This window comes from Nocardioides sp. LMS-CY (assembly GCF_018732145.1).
GTDB lineage: Bacteria > Actinomycetota > Actinomycetes > Propionibacteriales > Nocardioidaceae > Nocardioides > Nocardioides soli.
Genome location: NZ_CP076104.1, coordinates 5210142 through 5226208, shown reverse-complemented (window position 1 = coordinate 5226208; position 16067 = coordinate 5210142). Strand labels below are relative to the sequence as shown.

General features: G+C 73.7%; 13 protein-coding genes. 11 read left to right on the top strand and 2 right to left on the bottom strand.

Translation table 11 applies throughout. The annotated features are described in order from the left end of the window. Positions 1-65 precede the first annotated feature (65 nt). Complete coding sequence (locus KM427_RS24575) at positions 66-659, bottom strand: hypothetical protein (protein WP_183595423.1); 594 nt, start codon at positions 657-659, stop codon at positions 66-68. Between the two features lie 601 nt (positions 660-1260). Between KM427_RS24575 and KM427_RS24570 the strand changes: the two genes are divergently transcribed. The 3 genes from KM427_RS24570 to KM427_RS24560 are packed head-to-tail and all read left to right on the top strand — an operon-like array spanning position 1261 to position 6047. Continuing rightward, positions 1261-1926, top strand: coding sequence for a histidine phosphatase family protein (locus KM427_RS24570; RefSeq protein WP_215525666.1), 666 nt, complete (start codon positions 1261-1263; stop codon positions 1924-1926). Between the two features lie 46 nt (positions 1927-1972). Further along, positions 1973-4960: a S8 family serine peptidase gene (locus KM427_RS24565; RefSeq protein WP_215525665.1), complete on the top strand. Its 2988-nt coding sequence runs from the start codon at positions 1973-1975 to the stop codon at positions 4958-4960. A 43-nt stretch (positions 4961-5003) separates the two neighbouring features. After that, positions 5004-6047, top strand: a complete 1044-nt coding sequence (locus KM427_RS24560) for a VanZ family protein (RefSeq protein ID WP_215525664.1) — start codon at positions 5004-5006, stop codon at positions 6045-6047. On the opposite strand, the gene KM427_RS24555 is transcribed toward KM427_RS24560, so the two are convergent. Continuing rightward, positions 6030-7307, bottom strand: coding sequence for an alpha/beta fold hydrolase (locus tag KM427_RS24555; protein ID WP_215525663.1), 1278 nt, complete (start codon positions 7305-7307; stop codon positions 6030-6032). The two genes, KM427_RS24560 and KM427_RS24555, sit on opposite strands and share 18 nt — an antisense overlap. Before the next feature lie 83 nt (positions 7308-7390). On the opposite strand from KM427_RS24555, the gene KM427_RS24550 reads away from it, so the two are divergent. The 8 genes from KM427_RS24550 (at position 7391) to KM427_RS24515 (ending at position 16051) form a co-directional block, all read left to right on the top strand. After that, positions 7391-7975, top strand: a complete 585-nt coding sequence (locus KM427_RS24550; protein WP_183595391.1) for a PadR family transcriptional regulator — start codon at positions 7391-7393, stop codon at positions 7973-7975. Then, positions 7972-8115 (top strand): hypothetical protein, encoded by a 144-nt coding sequence (locus KM427_RS24545; RefSeq protein WP_183595392.1) that lies wholly within the window; start codon positions 7972-7974, stop codon positions 8113-8115. The genes KM427_RS24550 and KM427_RS24545 overlap by 4 nt, the downstream gene beginning before the upstream one ends. Continuing rightward, a complete protein-coding gene (locus KM427_RS24540) occupies positions 8112-8834 on the top strand; it encodes an ABC transporter ATP-binding protein (protein WP_183595393.1) in 723 nt (240 codons plus the stop codon). The genes KM427_RS24545 and KM427_RS24540 overlap by 4 nt, the downstream gene beginning before the upstream one ends. Further along, the gene (locus tag KM427_RS24535) at positions 8831-11476 is read left to right on the top strand and encodes an FtsX-like permease family protein (RefSeq protein WP_215525662.1); all 2646 of its coding nucleotides are present in this window, start codon (positions 8831-8833) and stop codon (positions 11474-11476) included. Before KM427_RS24540 ends, KM427_RS24535 begins: the two co-directional genes overlap by 4 nt. A gap of 330 nt (positions 11477-11806) precedes the next feature. Continuing rightward, positions 11807-12406, top strand: a complete 600-nt coding sequence (locus tag KM427_RS24530; protein WP_215525661.1) for a TetR/AcrR family transcriptional regulator — start codon at positions 11807-11809, stop codon at positions 12404-12406. Then, complete coding sequence (locus KM427_RS24525; RefSeq protein WP_215525660.1) at positions 12403-13185, top strand: TIGR03084 family metal-binding protein; 783 nt, start codon at positions 12403-12405, stop codon at positions 13183-13185. The genes KM427_RS24530 and KM427_RS24525 overlap by 4 nt, the downstream gene beginning before the upstream one ends. Continuing rightward, positions 13182-14888, top strand: a complete 1707-nt coding sequence (locus KM427_RS24520; RefSeq protein WP_252274865.1) for an acyclic terpene utilization AtuA family protein — start codon at positions 13182-13184, stop codon at positions 14886-14888. The genes KM427_RS24525 and KM427_RS24520 overlap by 4 nt, the downstream gene beginning before the upstream one ends. After that, positions 14885-16051, top strand: coding sequence for an acyl-CoA dehydrogenase family protein (locus KM427_RS24515; protein ID WP_252274863.1), 1167 nt, complete (start codon positions 14885-14887; stop codon positions 16049-16051). The genes KM427_RS24520 and KM427_RS24515 overlap by 4 nt, the downstream gene beginning before the upstream one ends. Positions 16052-16067: the final 16 nt, after the last annotated feature.

The window sequence follows — 16067 nt, the reverse complement described above, 5'->3', positions numbered from 1 at the left end:
CGGGTGTCCGGCGTGTCGTGCTCGTTTCGCCGGGCAGCCGGTGAAACGAGCGCTGAGCGACACCCTCAGTGCGACGAGAACCAGGGATGGTGCAGGTCGTAGAAGGTCGCGCCGTGCATGGCGTACTCCAGCTCGGTGCGGACGTCGGGGGGCGGCTCGACCGACTCGCCCTCGCGGGCGCTGGCCTCGTCGGTGAAGGCGACCGTCTCGGTGAAGGTGCCGTCCGGCTCGATCGCGAGCGTGGCGCCGAGGATCTCCGGGCGCATCCGCTTGAGCTCGGTCGGATCGCTGGTCATCATCGCGCGCAGCCGCTCGGGGTCGTCGACCTTGCCCCGGATCACCTGCACGAAGCCGGCGTCGTCGGAGCCGCCGTCGAGCAGCAGGCTGACGTCGTCGCAGTCGTGGAACTCCACCGGGCCGTCGAAGAGCGCCATCATCTCCTCGGCCCACCTGCTCTGCTCGGGGCGCTCGGAGTTCCTCATCGCGAGCTCCCGGTCGGTGAAGCGGACCACGGCGACGAACATGTCGTCGTCGGTGAAGCCGTAGGTGCCCCCGAGCCAGCCCTCGGCCGTCGGCCCGAGCTCCTGCGGCCAGCGATCGAGCACCGTGCGCAGCTCCGGCTGTCGGGTGCACCTCCCCTGGATGATCTGGATGAACATCGTGGACCTCCCTCCGTGCGGATTGCTGACCTTCGGACGCTAGTGCCGTGCGTCAGAAGTTCTGGTGCGCTTCGCGCACCCATGGCACGCGCTCTGCTGCGTTGCCGTCGCTTGCGAGACGAGCGGGTATGGCGGCACTCCGGCGCCTGGCAGCGCACGCACCGTGAGCACGCCAACCGTTCAACAACTTCCAACGCACGACACTAATCCGAAAATCAGCCGGAGCCGGACACACGACAACCTTGCGCCGTTCCGATGGCTCGGTGCTGCGTGTCGGCTTCAGTTGTGGACGGGTGACCTCCGCGCTGTTGGAGCAGGGGTGTGACAGGTGACCGCCCGGGGGGACTGATGAGGTGGATCGAATCTAATCCTCGTGCTCTGACCCTGAAGGGTCGTGGCGACATCGAAGGGCACATGGCCGGTCCCCGCGCGCAGGCTAGTCCACGGCCTCGTAACGGACCATAGGGTGAGCGTCGTCGACCGGGCGGCCACCCACCGATTTTCAGCCCGGAACGGGCGCCCCCGCAAGGGGGCAGGATGGCTAGTCCCGAACGGCGGCCGGCGAATCGCCCGAATTCGTCGTTCGTCTAGCCTGCGGCGCATGGGCGTGGTGTTGCTGGTCCGGCACGGGCAGGCGTCGTTCGGCGCCGACGACTACGACGTGCTGTCCGGCGCCGGCTGGGAGCAGGGGCGGCTGCTGGGCCGGTGGCTGCGCGATCGGAAGGTCGAGCCGACGACCGTGCTGCGCGGCGGCATGAGGCGGCACCGCGAGACGGCGGAGGCGATGTCCGCGCCGGGCGGCTGGCCGGCGGCGGCCGTCGATCCCGGGTGGGACGAGTTCGACCACCTGGGGGTGGTCGCGGCCCACCCCGACGCGCCCGCCGGCGAGCTGGACCGGCGCGAGTTCCAGCGTGTCTTCGAGCTCGCCACCGCGCGCTGGTGCGGCGGCGGCCACGACGACGAGTACGCCGAGCCGTGGCCGGCGTTCCGGGGCCGGGTCCGGGTCTCCTTCGCCGCCGCGGCCGCGCACGCCGGACCCGGCGGGACCGCCATCGTCGTCAGCTCGGGCGGGCCGATCGCGTCGGTCTGCGCCGATCTGGTCGACCCCGAGGCGGACGATGCGATGCACGCCCGGCTCTGGAGCCGCCTCAACACCGTGCTCGTGAACTCCTCGGTCACCCGGGTCGTCGTCGGCTCCACCGGAGCCCGGCTGCTGACCTTCAACGAGCACCCGCACCTCGAGAGCGAGCACCTCACCTACCGCTGAAGCCGCGCGGCTTGACGGGGCCGCGCCGCTGCCGTTGAGTGGGCCGGTGAGCTTCTCTGGGGTGGCGGGTTCGGCCAGGGTGCGCGTCCTCGGGATCGGAGTCGTCATCGCGGCACTGCTCGCGATCGTCCCGGTCCCGTCGGCGCACGCCAAGACCCGCCCGGCGCCCAGCTCGCTCGCCGACGGCCGCTACATCGTGCTGTTGCGCGCGCCCGCGGCCACGGGCTACGCCGGGGGCACCGGCAGCTACGCGGCGACCCGGTCGACGACGGGGCAGTTCAACGCCCGGTCGGCCCGCGTGGCGGCGTACTCCGCCCACCTCCGGCGCACCCATGCCGAGGTCGCCCGCGACCACGGCACGGAGACGGTGCAGGACTTCACGGTGGCCGCCAACGGGTTCGTCGCGGACCTGACGAAGGAGCAGGCCTTCGACCTGTCGACCGACCGCCGGGTGCTGCTCGTCGAGAAGTCCCGCACCCTGCGCCTCACCACCTGGCACTCGCCGGACTTCCTCGGGTTGACCGGCCGCCACGGCGCCTGGGCGCGGCACGGCGGCCGGGACGACGCCGGCGCCGGCGTCGTGATCGGCGACCTGGACTCGGGGATCTGGCCGGAGTCGAAGTCGTTCGCGGGCGAGAAGCTGACGACGAAGCCGAAGACCACCTGGGACGTCTCGCGCCGAGGCGAGAAGACCCGGATGGAGAAGGTCGACGGACAGGTCTTCCGCGGGCGCTGCCAGATCGCGGAGAAGTGGCACAAGCGGGACTGCACCACGAAGATCATCGGCGCCCGCTACTACGCCGACAGCTTCCTGCAGACGGTGCCGGCAGCCAAGCTGGCCAGGACCGAGCAACTCTCGGCCCGGGACGGCAGCGGCCACGGCACCCACACGGCCAGCACCGCCGCCGGTGGCGTGGTCGAGAAGGTGCGCACCGAGGGTCGCCGGTTCGGCCGGGTCGTGGGGATGGCGCCGGCCGCCCGGCTCGCGGTGTACAAGGTCTGCTGGGAGGCCGCCGACCCCGACGACAGCGGCTGCAACAACGCCGACTCGATCGCGGCGATCGAGCAGGCCGTCATCGACGGCGTCGACGTCATCAACTTCTCGATCGGCGGTGGCGCGAGCCCGACCCTGGACGCCGTCGAGCTCGCCTTCGAGGGGGCGGCCGAGGCCGGCATCTTCGTCTCCGCCTCCGCCGGCAACTCCGGGCCCGACCCGTCGACGCTCGACCACCCGGCCCCCTGGGTCACGACCGTCGCGGCGACCACCAGCTACAACTACGAGAACACGATCGTCCTCGGCAACGGCAAGCGGATCGTCGGCGCCTCCGTCTCCACCGATCCGGTGCCGAGCACGCGCGTCGTCGACGCCAGCAGGGCGGCCGCGGCCGGTGCGGCCGACGGCGACGCCGACATCTGCGGGCCGAAGTCCCTCGACCGCGACCAGGTGAAGGGCAGGATCGTCGTCTGCCTGCGCGGCGTCTACGACCGGGTGGCGAAGAGCGACGAGGTCGAGCGCGCCGGCGGGGTCGCGATGATCCTGGTCAACCCGTCGCCGAACAGCCTGGACGCCGACTTCCACGCGGTGCCGACCGTCCACATCTCCGACACCGACGGCACCCGGCTCTTCGACTACCTGGGCGAGGCCGGCAGCAAGGCGCGCGCCGAGTTCGTGCTCGGCAACCGGACCAGGCACCAGACGCCGCTGCCGCAGGTGGCGGGCTTCTCCTCGCGCGGCCCAACGCTGGTCTCCGGCGGCGACCTGCTCAAGCCGGACGTCTCCGCCCCGGGCGTGAGCGTGCTGGCCGCGGTCTCGCCGCCGTCGAACTCCGGCCGCAAGTACGACCTCTACTCCGGTACGTCGATGGCCGCGCCGCACATCGCCGGCCTCGCGGCGTTCATCCACGGCGAGCGCCCCCAGTGGACGCCGATGCAGATCAAGTCCGCGCTGATGACGACGGCGCGGCCCGCGCTGACCGAGAAGGGCGCGGAGTCCAAGGACGCCCTCGCCCAGGGCGCCGGCGAGGTCACCCCCCGCAGGTTCTTCGACCCCGGGCTGTTCGTGACCTCCACCCCGGTGCAGTGGCGCGGGTTCGTGACCCAGCAGGGCATCGCGACCGGAACGCCCGCCCTGGCGCCGAAGAAGGTCAACGTCCCGTCGCTGGCCGACGGCGCCGTCACGGCGAAGACCACGCTGCGGCGTACCTTCCAGGCGACCCGGCCCGGCGTCTGGGAGATCTCCGCCTCGGTGCCCGGCTTCACCGTGAAGACTTCGCCGGCGCGGATCCGCTCGGACCGCAAGAACGACGCCATCGACGTGAAGTTCGTGTTCCACCGCACCAACGCGAAGCTCGGCCGCTACAGCCAGGGCGCGGTGGTGCTCGAGGGGCCGACCACCGTGCGGCTGCCGGTCGCGCTCCGGCCGGTCTCGGTCGACGCTCCGGCGGCGGTCACCGGCACCGGGCCGAGCGGCTCGGTGAGCGTGCCGCTCGTCGCCGGCTTCACCGGCGACCTCGACGCCAACGCCCGGGGCCTGGCGCAGTCCACCACCGTGAACGACTCCGTCGCGGCCGGCGCGGACGACTACCAGTGCGTGACCGTCACCCCCGAGACCACGCTGGCCCGCTTCCAGGTCGACGCGGTCGACGACACCGCCGACCTCGACCTGACCGTGCTGTCGTCGACGTCGTGCAACATCGAGGACGCGTTCGCGATCGCCGGGCAGTCCGGTACGGCGTCCGGCGACGAGGCCGTCACGCTGCGCAACCCGGATCCCGGCACCTACCTCGTCCAGGTCGCGGGCTTCTCCGCGGGAGACCAGGGCTCCCCGATGGCCTACGGCTTCGACTTCTGGGACGTCAACCCGGCGGCCACCGCCGGCGGCCTCCGGCTCACGCCCGACCCGGTGCCGGTGCGGGCCAACCGGAAGACCTCGGTCGACCTGTCCTGGGGCGGCCTGGTCGCCGGCGTGCGCTACCTGGGCTACCTGACCTACCCCGACTCCGACGACATCACGCTGGTCCGGGTCGACGGCTGACACCCCGGGCTGACCCGCGGCAGCCTCCTACTACGGTGGGCGGGTGTCGGACCAGACCCTGAACGCGGTCATCGCGATCGTGCTCGGATCGGGCCTGTCGGTGCTCCTGCTCGCGCCGGTCGCGGCGGTGCAGTACCGACGCGACGGGCGCCTCGGACCGGGCGACCTGCTGGTGCTGGTGAGCGCCGCCGTCTACGGCCTGGCGCTGTGGACCTACACGCTGCTGCCGTTGCCGGCCGGCGACTACCGCTGCGTCGGCCGGCAGACGGTGCCGTTCGCGACGATCGGCGAGATCGACCTGGCGCGGGCGGTCGACCTGCTGCGCGACCCGGCGTTCCTCCAGGTCGCCCTGAACGTCGCGCTCTTCGTGCCGCTCGGCTTCTTCGTACGGCTCGTCCTGCGTCGCGGCGTCCTGGTCACGACGCTGCTCGGCTTCGGGATCTCGCTGGCGATCGAGTGCACCCAGGGCACGGCGCTGTGGGGCCTGTACCCCTGCCCCTACCGGCTCCTCGACGTCGACGACCTGATCGTGAACACGTTCGGCGCCTTCGTCGGCGGGGTGCTCGCCGCCGGGCTGCTGCGCCGGCACCGGCCGCGGGTCCGGCCGCTGCCCACGCGCGTCAGCGTCGGCCGGCGCTGGACCGGCATGGTCTGCGACGGGCTGTTCGTGCTCGTCGCCGGCGCCGGGGTCGCGATCGCCTGGCGGGCCTGGCAGCTGTACGTCGTGCACCGGCCCGTCGCGGAGATCGACCTCGAGGTCCAGACCCTCCTGCAGTGGGGCGTCCCGGCGCTGATCGAGGCCGCGGCCGTGCTGGTGGCCGGCCGCACCGTGGGCGACTGGGTGGTCGCGACCCGCACCGTCCGCGGCCGGCGGTGGCCCACCGCGGCGGCTCGCCTGGTCAAGCTCGTCACGGGCGTCGGCGGCTACCTCGCGCTGCTGGTCGCCGACCTGCCCGGTGGGGCGCTGCTGCCCGCCGGCTTCGTCCTGGCGAGCGTCCTGGCCGTGCCGTGGTCGCGGGGGCGCCGCGGCCTCAGCAACGCCGCGGCGGGCCTCGACCTGGTGGTCGACTCAGGCCGGTCCGACTAGCCGGTCCCGCAGCCGGCCGAGCAGCCGCCCGGGGTCGGCGCGCAGGCCGTCGTGCTCGTACTCGTTGGTGACCCAGGCCCGCACGTTGCCGACCCGGGCCGCGGTCTCGAGCGAGAGGTCGGGGTCGACGTACATGTCGTTGTGGTAGACGACCGCCGCGACCGGCACCTCGTTGGCCGTGAGCCGGTCGAGGTCGTAGAGCGGCGGCCAGTCGTCGTACGCCGCCAGCAGGTCGGCCGCGCCGCGGAAGGGGCGCAGTGCGGCGATGTCCTCGAACATCCAGGGGAACATGGTCTCGCCGGTGAACAGCAGCGGGTCGGCGTCGTCGGCGAACTCCGGGCGGCCCTCGATCGCCCGTTGTGCGGCCCAGCCGCTCGGCCCGGAGCCGGGACGGCCGTAGGCGTACTCCTGGAGCGCGAAGAGCGGGGTGTCGACGAAGCCCGTCAGCGCCATCACCTGGTAGCGGAAGCCTGCGGAGAGCCGCTCGTCGTGCCAGGCGTCGTCGAGCAGCCAGTGCAGTCGTTCGAAGGCGTCGCTCATGCCGAACGAGCTGCCGAGCACGCGCAGCCGGCGGGTCGTCAGCCGGTCGCCGTCGGGCAGCCGGACGTCGTCGGCGGCGAGGTGGTCGGCGATCCGCCGCACGGCGGCGGCGTCGCCGGGGTAGCGGCGGTAGAGCGCGGCGTTCTTGGCCGCGATCCGGGGGAAGGTACGGGCGTAGACGTCGTCGGCCGTCGCGGTCAGGCCGGGCAGGCCACCGGTGACGTAGCAGCCGCGCAGTGCCTCGGGTGCCTGCGAGAGGTAGGTCATCGTGCAGAAGCCGCCGTAGCTCTGCCCGAGCGTGTACCACCGCTCGCCGCCGGCCACCTGCCGTCGCAGCGCCTCGCAGTCGGCCACGATGCTGTCGGCGCGGAAGTGGCGCAGGTACGCCGCGAGGTCGGCGTCGCCGCGCCCCGCGACGGTCGCCGCCGAGATCGGGGTGCTGCGGCCGGTGCCGCGCTGGTCGAGCAGCAGCACGCGGTAGTGCTGCGTGGCGGCGGCGAGCCAGCCGTCGCCGGCGCCGCTCGCCGGCCGGGGCGACTTCGTGCCGGGTCCACCCTGGAGGAAGACCAGCCAGGGCAGGTCGTCGTGCTCGCGGCCGATCGCGACCACCTCGCGGGCGAAGACCTCGATCGCGGGCCCGTCCGGGTCGGCGTGGTCGAGGGGGACCGCGGCGGTGTGGTCGGTGACCCGGTAGCCCGGGACGAGGTAGCGCGCCGGCATCGCCGCAGTCTGTCATGCATACGTGGTATACATACCGAGTATCCATCCGTCACGGGGGCGGATGGCGAACGGGGGAGGCCGGCATGTCGGTGCGGCAGGCGCTGCTCGCGCTGCTGGAGGAGGGGCCGCGCTACGGCTACCAGCTGCGCGCGCAGTTCGAGCAGCGGACGGGTGCGACCTGGCCGCTCAACGTCGGGCAGGTCTACACGACGCTGACCCGGCTCGAGCGCGACGGCCTCGTCGAGGGCGCCGGCGACGACGGCGCGGGGCACGTGGTCTACCGGATCACCGAGGCCGGCAGCGATGAGGTGGCGACCTGGTTCACGACGCCGGTCGAGCGCGCCCAGCCGCCGCGCGACGAGCTGGCGATCAAGCTCGCGCTGGCCGTCACCGTGCCGGGGGTCGACGTCGGGACGGTCATCCAGCAGCAGCGCACGGCGACGATGTCCGCGCTCCAGGACTACACCCGGCTCAAGCGCCGGGCCGCCGACGGGCAGTCGCGCGAGGATCTCGCGTGGACGCTGGTGCTGGACTCGCTGGTCTTCGGCGCCGAGGCCGAGATCCGGTGGCTCGACCACTGCGAGGCGCGCCTGCGGCGCGCCCAGCTGGAGCGGCCGGAGGCCGCCCCAGCGACGCCGGCCGCCGTCGAGCGGGAGGCGTCGCGATGACCGCGAGCGTGACCATCGAGCAGGCGCAGCGCCTGCGCGAGGCCGAGACGCGCTGGCTGCGGCAGAGCGCCGACCGGCTCCGCGCCGCCCATGCCCGACCCGCCGCGGCGCGGACCGAGCGCCAGGAGGACGAGTCGTGACCGCCGTGCTCCAGCTACGAGAGGTGACCCGGGTGCACGGTGCGGGCGAGACCGAGGTGCACGCGCTCCGGTCGGTCTCCTTCGCCGCCCATCCCGGCGAGCTGGTCGCGGTGATGGGCCCGTCGGGCTCGGGCAAGTCGACGCTGCTCACCCTGGCCGGCGGCCTGGACACGCCGACCGCCGGCACGGTGACGGTCGAGGGCCAGGACCTCGCCGCGCTCGGCGCCGCCGGCCGCGCGCGGGCCCGGCGTACGTCGATCGGCTTCGTCTTCCAGGACTTCAACCTGATCCCCGCCCTCACCGCGGTCGAGAACGTCGCGCTCCCGCTCGAGCTCGACGGCGTCCGCAGTCGGACCGCCCGGGCCACCGCGCGGCGGGCGCTCGAGGAGGTCGGCATCGCCGACCTCGCCGACCGGTTCCCCGACCACATGTCCGGCGGCCAGCAGCAGCGGGTCGCGATCGCCCGCGCGGTCGTCGGCGACCGGCGGCTGATCCTGGCCGACGAGCCGACCGGCGCGCTCGACAGCGAGACCGGCGAGAGCATCCTGCGGCTTCTCCGCGCGCGCTGTGACGCGGGCGCGGCCGGCGTACTCGTCACCCACGAGGCGCGGCACGCCGCCTGGGCGGACCGGGTCGTCTTCCTGCGCGACGGCGTCGTCGTCGACGAGACCGGCGCCGACCGGGCCGACGCGCTGCTCGACGCGGGCGCCACGCAGTGAGCGGGCTGACCTCCTGGCGACTGGCGCTCCGCCTCGCCGGGCGCGACGCCCTGCGTCACCGGGGCCGCTCGGTGCTCGTGCTCGTGATGATCGCCCTGCCCGTGCTGGCGGTGACGGCCGCGGACGTGATCATCCGGACCCAGGACGTCAGCAGTGTCGAGGGGCTCGACCGGCGGCTCGGGTCGGCCGACGCCCAGCTCGAGGTGCCGGCGGGCGGGGCGCCGGTGCTCCAGGCGTTCGACCCGTTCGACGGCAACACTTCGACGGGTGGGGCCGACCGCGTCCCGACCGCGCAGCAGCTGGCCGACGCCCTGGGAGGAGCCCGGCTCGTCGAGCAGCGCGAGGGCGACCTCCTGGTCCGCACCGAGGACGGCGTGACGTACGCGGCCGGCACCGAGGTCGACCTGCGGGACCCGATGACCGACGGCCTCTTCGAGCTCGCCTCCGGCCGGTGGCCGGCCGTCGACGACGAGGCGGTCGTCAACCAGGCGATGCTCGATCGGGGTTACGCCGTGGGCGACCGCCTCGACCTGGTCGTCGACGGCGCGCCGTCGCCCGTCATCGTTGGCGTGGCGGAGTCCACGGCCTCGCGCGGCTACCCGCTGGCGGCCGGTCGGCTCGGCAGCCTCGGCATCGAGGTCAGCCGCGCCGCGTGGGGCATGGGGCCGGCGTACCTCGCCGCCGGCGGCCCGGTCTCGTGGGAGACGGTGCAGGAGCTCAACGCCCTCGGCGCGACGGTGCTGTCGCGGGCGGTGCTCACCGATCCGCCACCCGACTCGGAGATCCCGGACGAGATCCGTGGCTGGAGCGGCGGCACCGACGACGCGATGATCGCGGTCATCGTGCTGGTCGTGGCGATGGCCCTGCTGGAGGTCGTGCTCCTCGCCGGCCCGGCGTTCGCCGTCACGGCCCGACGCCAGTCGCGCACGCTGGCCCTGATGGCCGCCAGCGGCGGCACCCCCGCCCAGAGCCGACGGGTGGTCGTCGGCGGTGGTGTCGTGCTCGGTGTGGTCGCCGCGGTGAGCGGCGTCCTGCTCGGCATCGCGGTCGGCTGGCTGCTCGTGCCCGTGGTGCAGCACTGGTCGAGCGAGCGGTTCGGTCCGTTCGACGTGCCGTGGCCGCACCTCGTGGGCATCATGCTCTTCGGTCTCGTCAGCGCCGTGCTGGCCGCCGTGGTGCCGGCCTGGATCGCATCCCGCCAGGACGTCGTGGCGGTGCTGGCCGGACGCCGCGCCGACCGGCGCCCGTCGCTGCGCTCGCCGCTGCTCGGCGTCGGCCTGCTCGGCGCCGGGATCGCCGGCTCGGCGTACGGCGCCACCTCGGCGTCGAGCGGCGAGTTCACGATCGCCGCCTCGGCGGTCGTCGCGGTGCTCGGGATGATCCTGCTGGTCCCGGTCGTCGTCGTGGCCCTGGCCCGGCTGGCCGGCCGGCTGCCGCTGTCGCCGCGCTACGCCACGCGCGACGCGGCGCGGCACCGCACCCGCACGGTGCCCGCGGTGGCCGCCGTGGCCGCGACCGTCGCCGGGGTGGTCGCGCTCGGCATCGGCGTGACCAGCGACGAGGCGGAGAACCGCGGCACCTACCAGGCGATGCTGCCGATGGGCGACGGCGCCGTCACCGCCCCGGGGCTGACCGACGAGCAGTGGTCGCGCCTCCAGGACACCGTCGCCGGCAAGCTGCCCGGCGCCGACCTCACGCCGATCGTGGGCGTCCCCGAGAGCTCCCCGATCGCCGACCCCGAGGCGCGGTCCTACTACGTCGAGGCGCACCTGCCCGGCGAGCGCGACGGCGAGCCGCTGCTCGACGGGTGGGGGTCGTCGTACGGCTCGTCGATCCTCGCGGGGGACCGGCTGCCGTCCATCGTCCGTGGCATCTCCCTCGGTGACCGCGACCGCGCCGACGCGGCGCTCGCGACGGGCCGGGCGGTGATCTTCACCGACCACCCGGTCGACGCCGGCGAGGTCGTCCTGCGCGCCTCGTGGTGGACGCCCGGCGACGGCGACGAGTTGCCGCCGGTGACCGTGCCGGCGGCGTTCGTGTCGTACACCGGGACCGACCGGGTCGCGACGATGGTGCTGCCGCACGACGTCCTCCGGCAACTCGACGTGCCGACCGCAAGGGTCGGGCTGGCGGTCGGCGGCGTCGGGATCTCCGCCGAGAGCGAGCGCGCCGTCGCCGACGCCGCGCGGTCCGTCACGAGCGACGCCGGGTTCTACGTCGAGCGGGGCTACCAGATGCCCGACGAGACGATGATCGCGCAGCTGGTGCTCGCCGGTCTCGGCGGCGTGCTGATGCTCGGCGGCACGCTGACCGCGACCTTCCTGGCCCTCTCCGACGCGCGTCCGGACCTCGCCACGCTCGCCTCCGTCGGCGCCTCGCCGCGGCGACGGCGCTCGATCGCCGCGTCGTACGCGCTCGTGATCGGCTTCGTCGGTGCCACCCTCGGCGCCTTGGTGGGCTTCATTCCGGGCATCGCGGTCAGCTACCCGCTCACCCGCGGCTACGCCGAGGTCCGCGCGCACTACCTCGACATCCCCTGGCTGATGATCCTCGGCCTGGTCGTGGCGCTGCCCCTCCTCACCGCCGCCATCGTCGGGCTCTGCGCCCGGTCCCGACTGCCCCTGGTGACCCGGGTCGACTGAGGCTGGCCGGGGTCGGTCGGGGTCGGTCGGGGTCGGTCGGGGTCGGCCGGGGTCGGTCGGGGTCGGTCGGGGTCGGCCGGGGTCGGTCGGGGTCGGTCGGGGTCGGCCGGGGTCGGTCGGGGTCGGTCGGGGTCGGTCGGGGTCGGTCGGGGTCGGTCGGGGTCGGCCGGGGTCGGTCGGGGTTGTGGAGACGTCGGGATAGTCCGTCACGTTCTGGTTGCCGTCACCGGCGATCCGGATCCGGAACGTGACGGACTATCCCGGTCGGTCCCACCTTCAATAAAAAGTCAGGCTTGACTGTTTGTTAGTACGCCGAGCATGCTGGGCGGCATGCCGACCACGACCCGCGTGCCCCAGGAGGAGCGGACCCGGGTGATGCGGGCGCGGCTGCTCGAGGCCACGATCGAGTGCCTGGTGGAGCGCGGGTTCGCGGGAACGTCGACCACGCTGGTGTCCGAGCGGGCCGGGGTGAGTCGGGGGGCCCAGCTGCACCACTTCCCCACGAAGAACGACCTGGTCGTCGCCGCGGTCGAGCACCTCACCGAGAAGCGGGGCGTCGAGCTCGTCGCGGCGGCGGACGCGCTGCCGGACGGGCCGCGGCACACCCGCGCGGTGCTGGAGATGCTGGCCGACCACTTCACCGGGGCCGTCTTCGCGGCGGCGCTGGAGCTCTGGGTCGCGGCCCGTACCGACGCCTCCCTGCTCGCGGCCGTCGAGCCGCTGGAGCAGCGCATCGGCCGCGAGACCCACCACCTGACGGTCGAGCTGCTCGGTCTCGACGAGTCCATGCCCGGCAACCGCGAGCTGGCCCAGGCCACCCTCGACCTCGTGCGCGGTCTCGGGCTGGCCGACACGATCACCGACGACAGCCGCCGGCGCGCGGCGATCCTCGACCGCTGGGCCGACGTGTTGGACAAGGAGCTCGGATGACCCTCCTCGACGACCTGCTCGCCGACCTCACCGCCGAGGGCGACCGGCTCTGGGCCGCCGTCGCCGGCCTCGACGCCGACGGCTGGGCGACGCCCACCCCCGCTGCCGGATGGACGGTCGCCACCCAGATCGCCCACCTCGCCTGGACCGACGAGGTCGCCACCGTCGCCGCGACCGACCAGGACGCCTGGGACGCGATCGTCCTCGATGCGGTCGCGGACCCGATGGGCTACGTCGATGCGCAGGCGCTCGAGGTCGCCCGGCTCGCCCCGGAGGCGCTGCTCGCGCGCTGGGGCGCGGCACGCGACGGGCTGCGGGCGGCGCTGCGCGACCACCCGGCCCGGGAGCAGATGCCGTGGTTCGGCCCGCCGATGTCCCCGGCGTCGATGGCGACCGCGCGGTTCATGGAGACCTGGGCCCACGCGCTCGACGTGTACGCCGCGCTGGGCGTCGACCCCGAGCCGACCGACCGGATCCGGCACGTCGCGCACCTCGGCGTCCGCACCCGGGACTTCGCGTTCGGCGTCCACGCCCTCGAGCCGCCGGCCGGGGAGTTCCGCATCGACCTCGTGGCCCCCTCGGGTGACCAGTGGTCGTGGGGACCCGAGAACGCCGCCCAGACCGTCACCGGGAGCGCGTGGGACTTCTGCCTGCTGGTCACCCAGCGGGTGCATCGCGACGACACCGACCTCGTCGCGACCGGCGCCGACGCCGAGCGGTGGCTGACGATCGCGCAGGCGTTCGCCGGCCCGGCGGGCGAAGGGCGGCCGCCGCGGTGAGGATCGGCAACTGCTCGGGCTTCTACGGTGACCGGCTCGCCGCGATGCGGGAGATGCTGGAGGGACGCCAGGAGGATGGGCAGAGTCTGGACTACCTGACCGGCGACTACCTCGCCGAGCTGACCATGCTGATCCTCGGCAGGGACACGATGAAGGACCCGTCGCTGGGCTACGCGAAGACCTTCGTGCGCCAGGTCGAGGACTGCCTGGGCCTGGCGCTGGAGCGCGGCGTCCGGATCGTCAGCAACGCGGGCGGGCTCAACCCGGCGGGCCTCGCCGACCGACTCCGCGAGGTCGCGCGCGGGCTGGGCCTCGACCCGGCGATCGCGCACGTCGAGGGCGACGACGTCCGGTCGCTCGGCTTCCCGAACGCACTGACCGCCAACGCCTACCTCGGCGGCTTCGGCATCGCGGCCGCGCTCCGCGCAGGGGCCGACGTCGTCGTCACCGGTCGCGTCACCGACGCCAGCCTGGTGGTCGGACCCGCCGTCGCCCATCACGGGTGGACGCCCACGTCGTACGACGAGCTGGCCGGCGCCGTCGTGGCCGGACACGTGCTGGAGTGCGGCTGCCAGGCCACCGGCGGCAACTTCTCCGGCTTCACGACGCTCCCGAACCGAGACCTGCCTCTCGGCTTCCCGCTCGCCGAGATCGCCGCCGACGGGGGCAGCGTGATCACCAAGCACCCCGGCACCGGCGGGGCGGTCACCGTCGACACGGTCACCGCGCAGCTGCTCTACGAGATCCAGTCGACCCGCTACCTCAACCCCGACGTCACCACCCGCCTCGACAGCGTCGAGCTGAGCCAGGTCGGCCCCGACCGCGTCTCGATCAGCGGGGCGCGCGGCGAGCCGCCGCCGGAGCGGCTCAAGGTCTGCGTCAACGAGCTGGGCGGCTTCCGCAACACGGTCGAGCTCGTGCTCACCGGGCTCGACATCGACGCCAAGGCCGACTGGGTGCGCGCCCAGCTCGATCCGGCGCTGGTCGCGGCCGAGGTGAGCTGGACCCGCACCGCGCTGCCGTCCGTCGACGCCGACACCGAGGAGGGCGCGTCGGCGCTGCTGCGCTGCACGGTGAAGGACCCGACGCCCGACCCGGTCGGCCGTGCCTTCACCGGCGCGGCGGTCGAGCTCGCGCTCGCGTCGTACCCCGGCTTCACGATGACCGCGCCGCCGGCCGCGCCCGCGCCGTACGGCATCTACCGCGCGGAGTACGTCGACCGCTCGGCCGTCACCCACACGGTGGTGCACGGGGACGGACGTCGCGAGGTCGTCGCGGACCCGACCGCCTTCGGCGAGGCCGACCACCGCGGTGGCCTGCGTCCGTCGCCCTACCCGGCGCCCACCGACTCGCTGACCCGCCGCGCACCGCTCGGGTCGTTCGTGCACGCCCGCTCGGGCGACAAGGGCGGCGATGCCAACCTCGGCCTCTGGGTGATGCACGACGGGTCCGACAAGTACGACGCGCGGGTCACGTGGCTGACGAAGCTGATCACGCCGCGCAAGGTGCGCGAGCTGGTGCCGGAGGCGGCCGATCTCGTCGTCGAGGTGCACGTGCTGCCCAACCTGGGTGGTGTCAACGTGCTGATCCGCGGGCTGCTCGGCGAGGGCGTCGCCGCGTCGACGCGCTTCGACCCGCAGGCCAAGGGGCTCGGCGAGTGGGTGCGCTCGCGCATGGTCAACATCGAGGAGCGGCTGCTGTGAGTGGTTTCGAGGCTCGCTTCGCTCGCACCTCAACCACCGAGTTGAACGAGCTGGGCGCGGAGTTCGTGCGCCGCGAGGTCGCGCCGCACCTCCAGGAGTGGGAGGACGCCGGCGAGGTCCCGCGGTCGGTCCACCTCGCGGCAGCGAAGCAGGGCCTGCTCGGCCTGTCGTTCCCCGAGGACGTCGGCGGCGAGGGCGGCGACGTCCTCGACACGGTCGACCTCCAGGAGGGGATGCTGTCAGCGGGGGCGTCGAGCGGCTTCCTGGCCGCGCTCTTCACCGGCGGCATCGCACTGCCGCACATCGCCTCGTCCGGCAACGCGGACCTGGTCGACCGCTTCGTCCGCCCGACCCTGGCCGGCGAGAGGATCGGCGCGCTCGGCATCACCGAGCCCGGCGGCGGCTCCGACGTCGGCGGCATCCGCACCACCGCCGTCCACCAGAAATCGACACAGGGCGACGAGTACGTGGTCAACGGGGCCAAGACCTTCATCACCAGCGGGGTGCGCGCCGACTTCGTCACCACGGCCGTGCGCACCGGTGGCCCGGGCGCGGAAGGTGTCAGCCTGCTCGTCGTCGAGAAGGGCACGCCCGGCTTCACCGTCGACCGGTCGCTGCGCAAGATGGGCTGGCACTGCTCCGACACCGCCGAGCTGTCGTTCGTCGACGTGCGGGTGCCGGCCGCCAACCTTGTGGGCGAGGAGGGCACCGGCTTCGCCCAGATCGCCCAGCAGTTCGTGGTCGAGCGGCTCGCGCTGGCGGTGCACGCCTACGGCATCGCCGGCCGCTCGCTCGACCTCACCGCGGCGTACTGCCGCGACCGCGACACCTTCGGCAAGCCGCTCATCGCTCGGCAGGTGGTGCGGCACAAGCTCGTCGAGATGCGGCGGCAGGTCGAGGTCGCGCGCACCTACACGCGTGAGGTCGCCCGTCGGCACGCCGCCGGGGAGCAGGTCGTCGCCGAGGCCTGCCTGGCGAAGCAGACCGCGGTCGACTGCGCGACGTACGTCTGCGACCAGGCCGTCCAGCTGCACGGCGGGACGGGATATCTGCACGGGACCGAGGTCGAGCGGCACTACCGCGACGCCCGGATCCTGCCGATCGGAGGAGGGGCCAGCGAAGTGCTGACCGATCTCGCAGCCAAGCTGCTGGGCTACGCATGACCTCGACCGGCGGAGG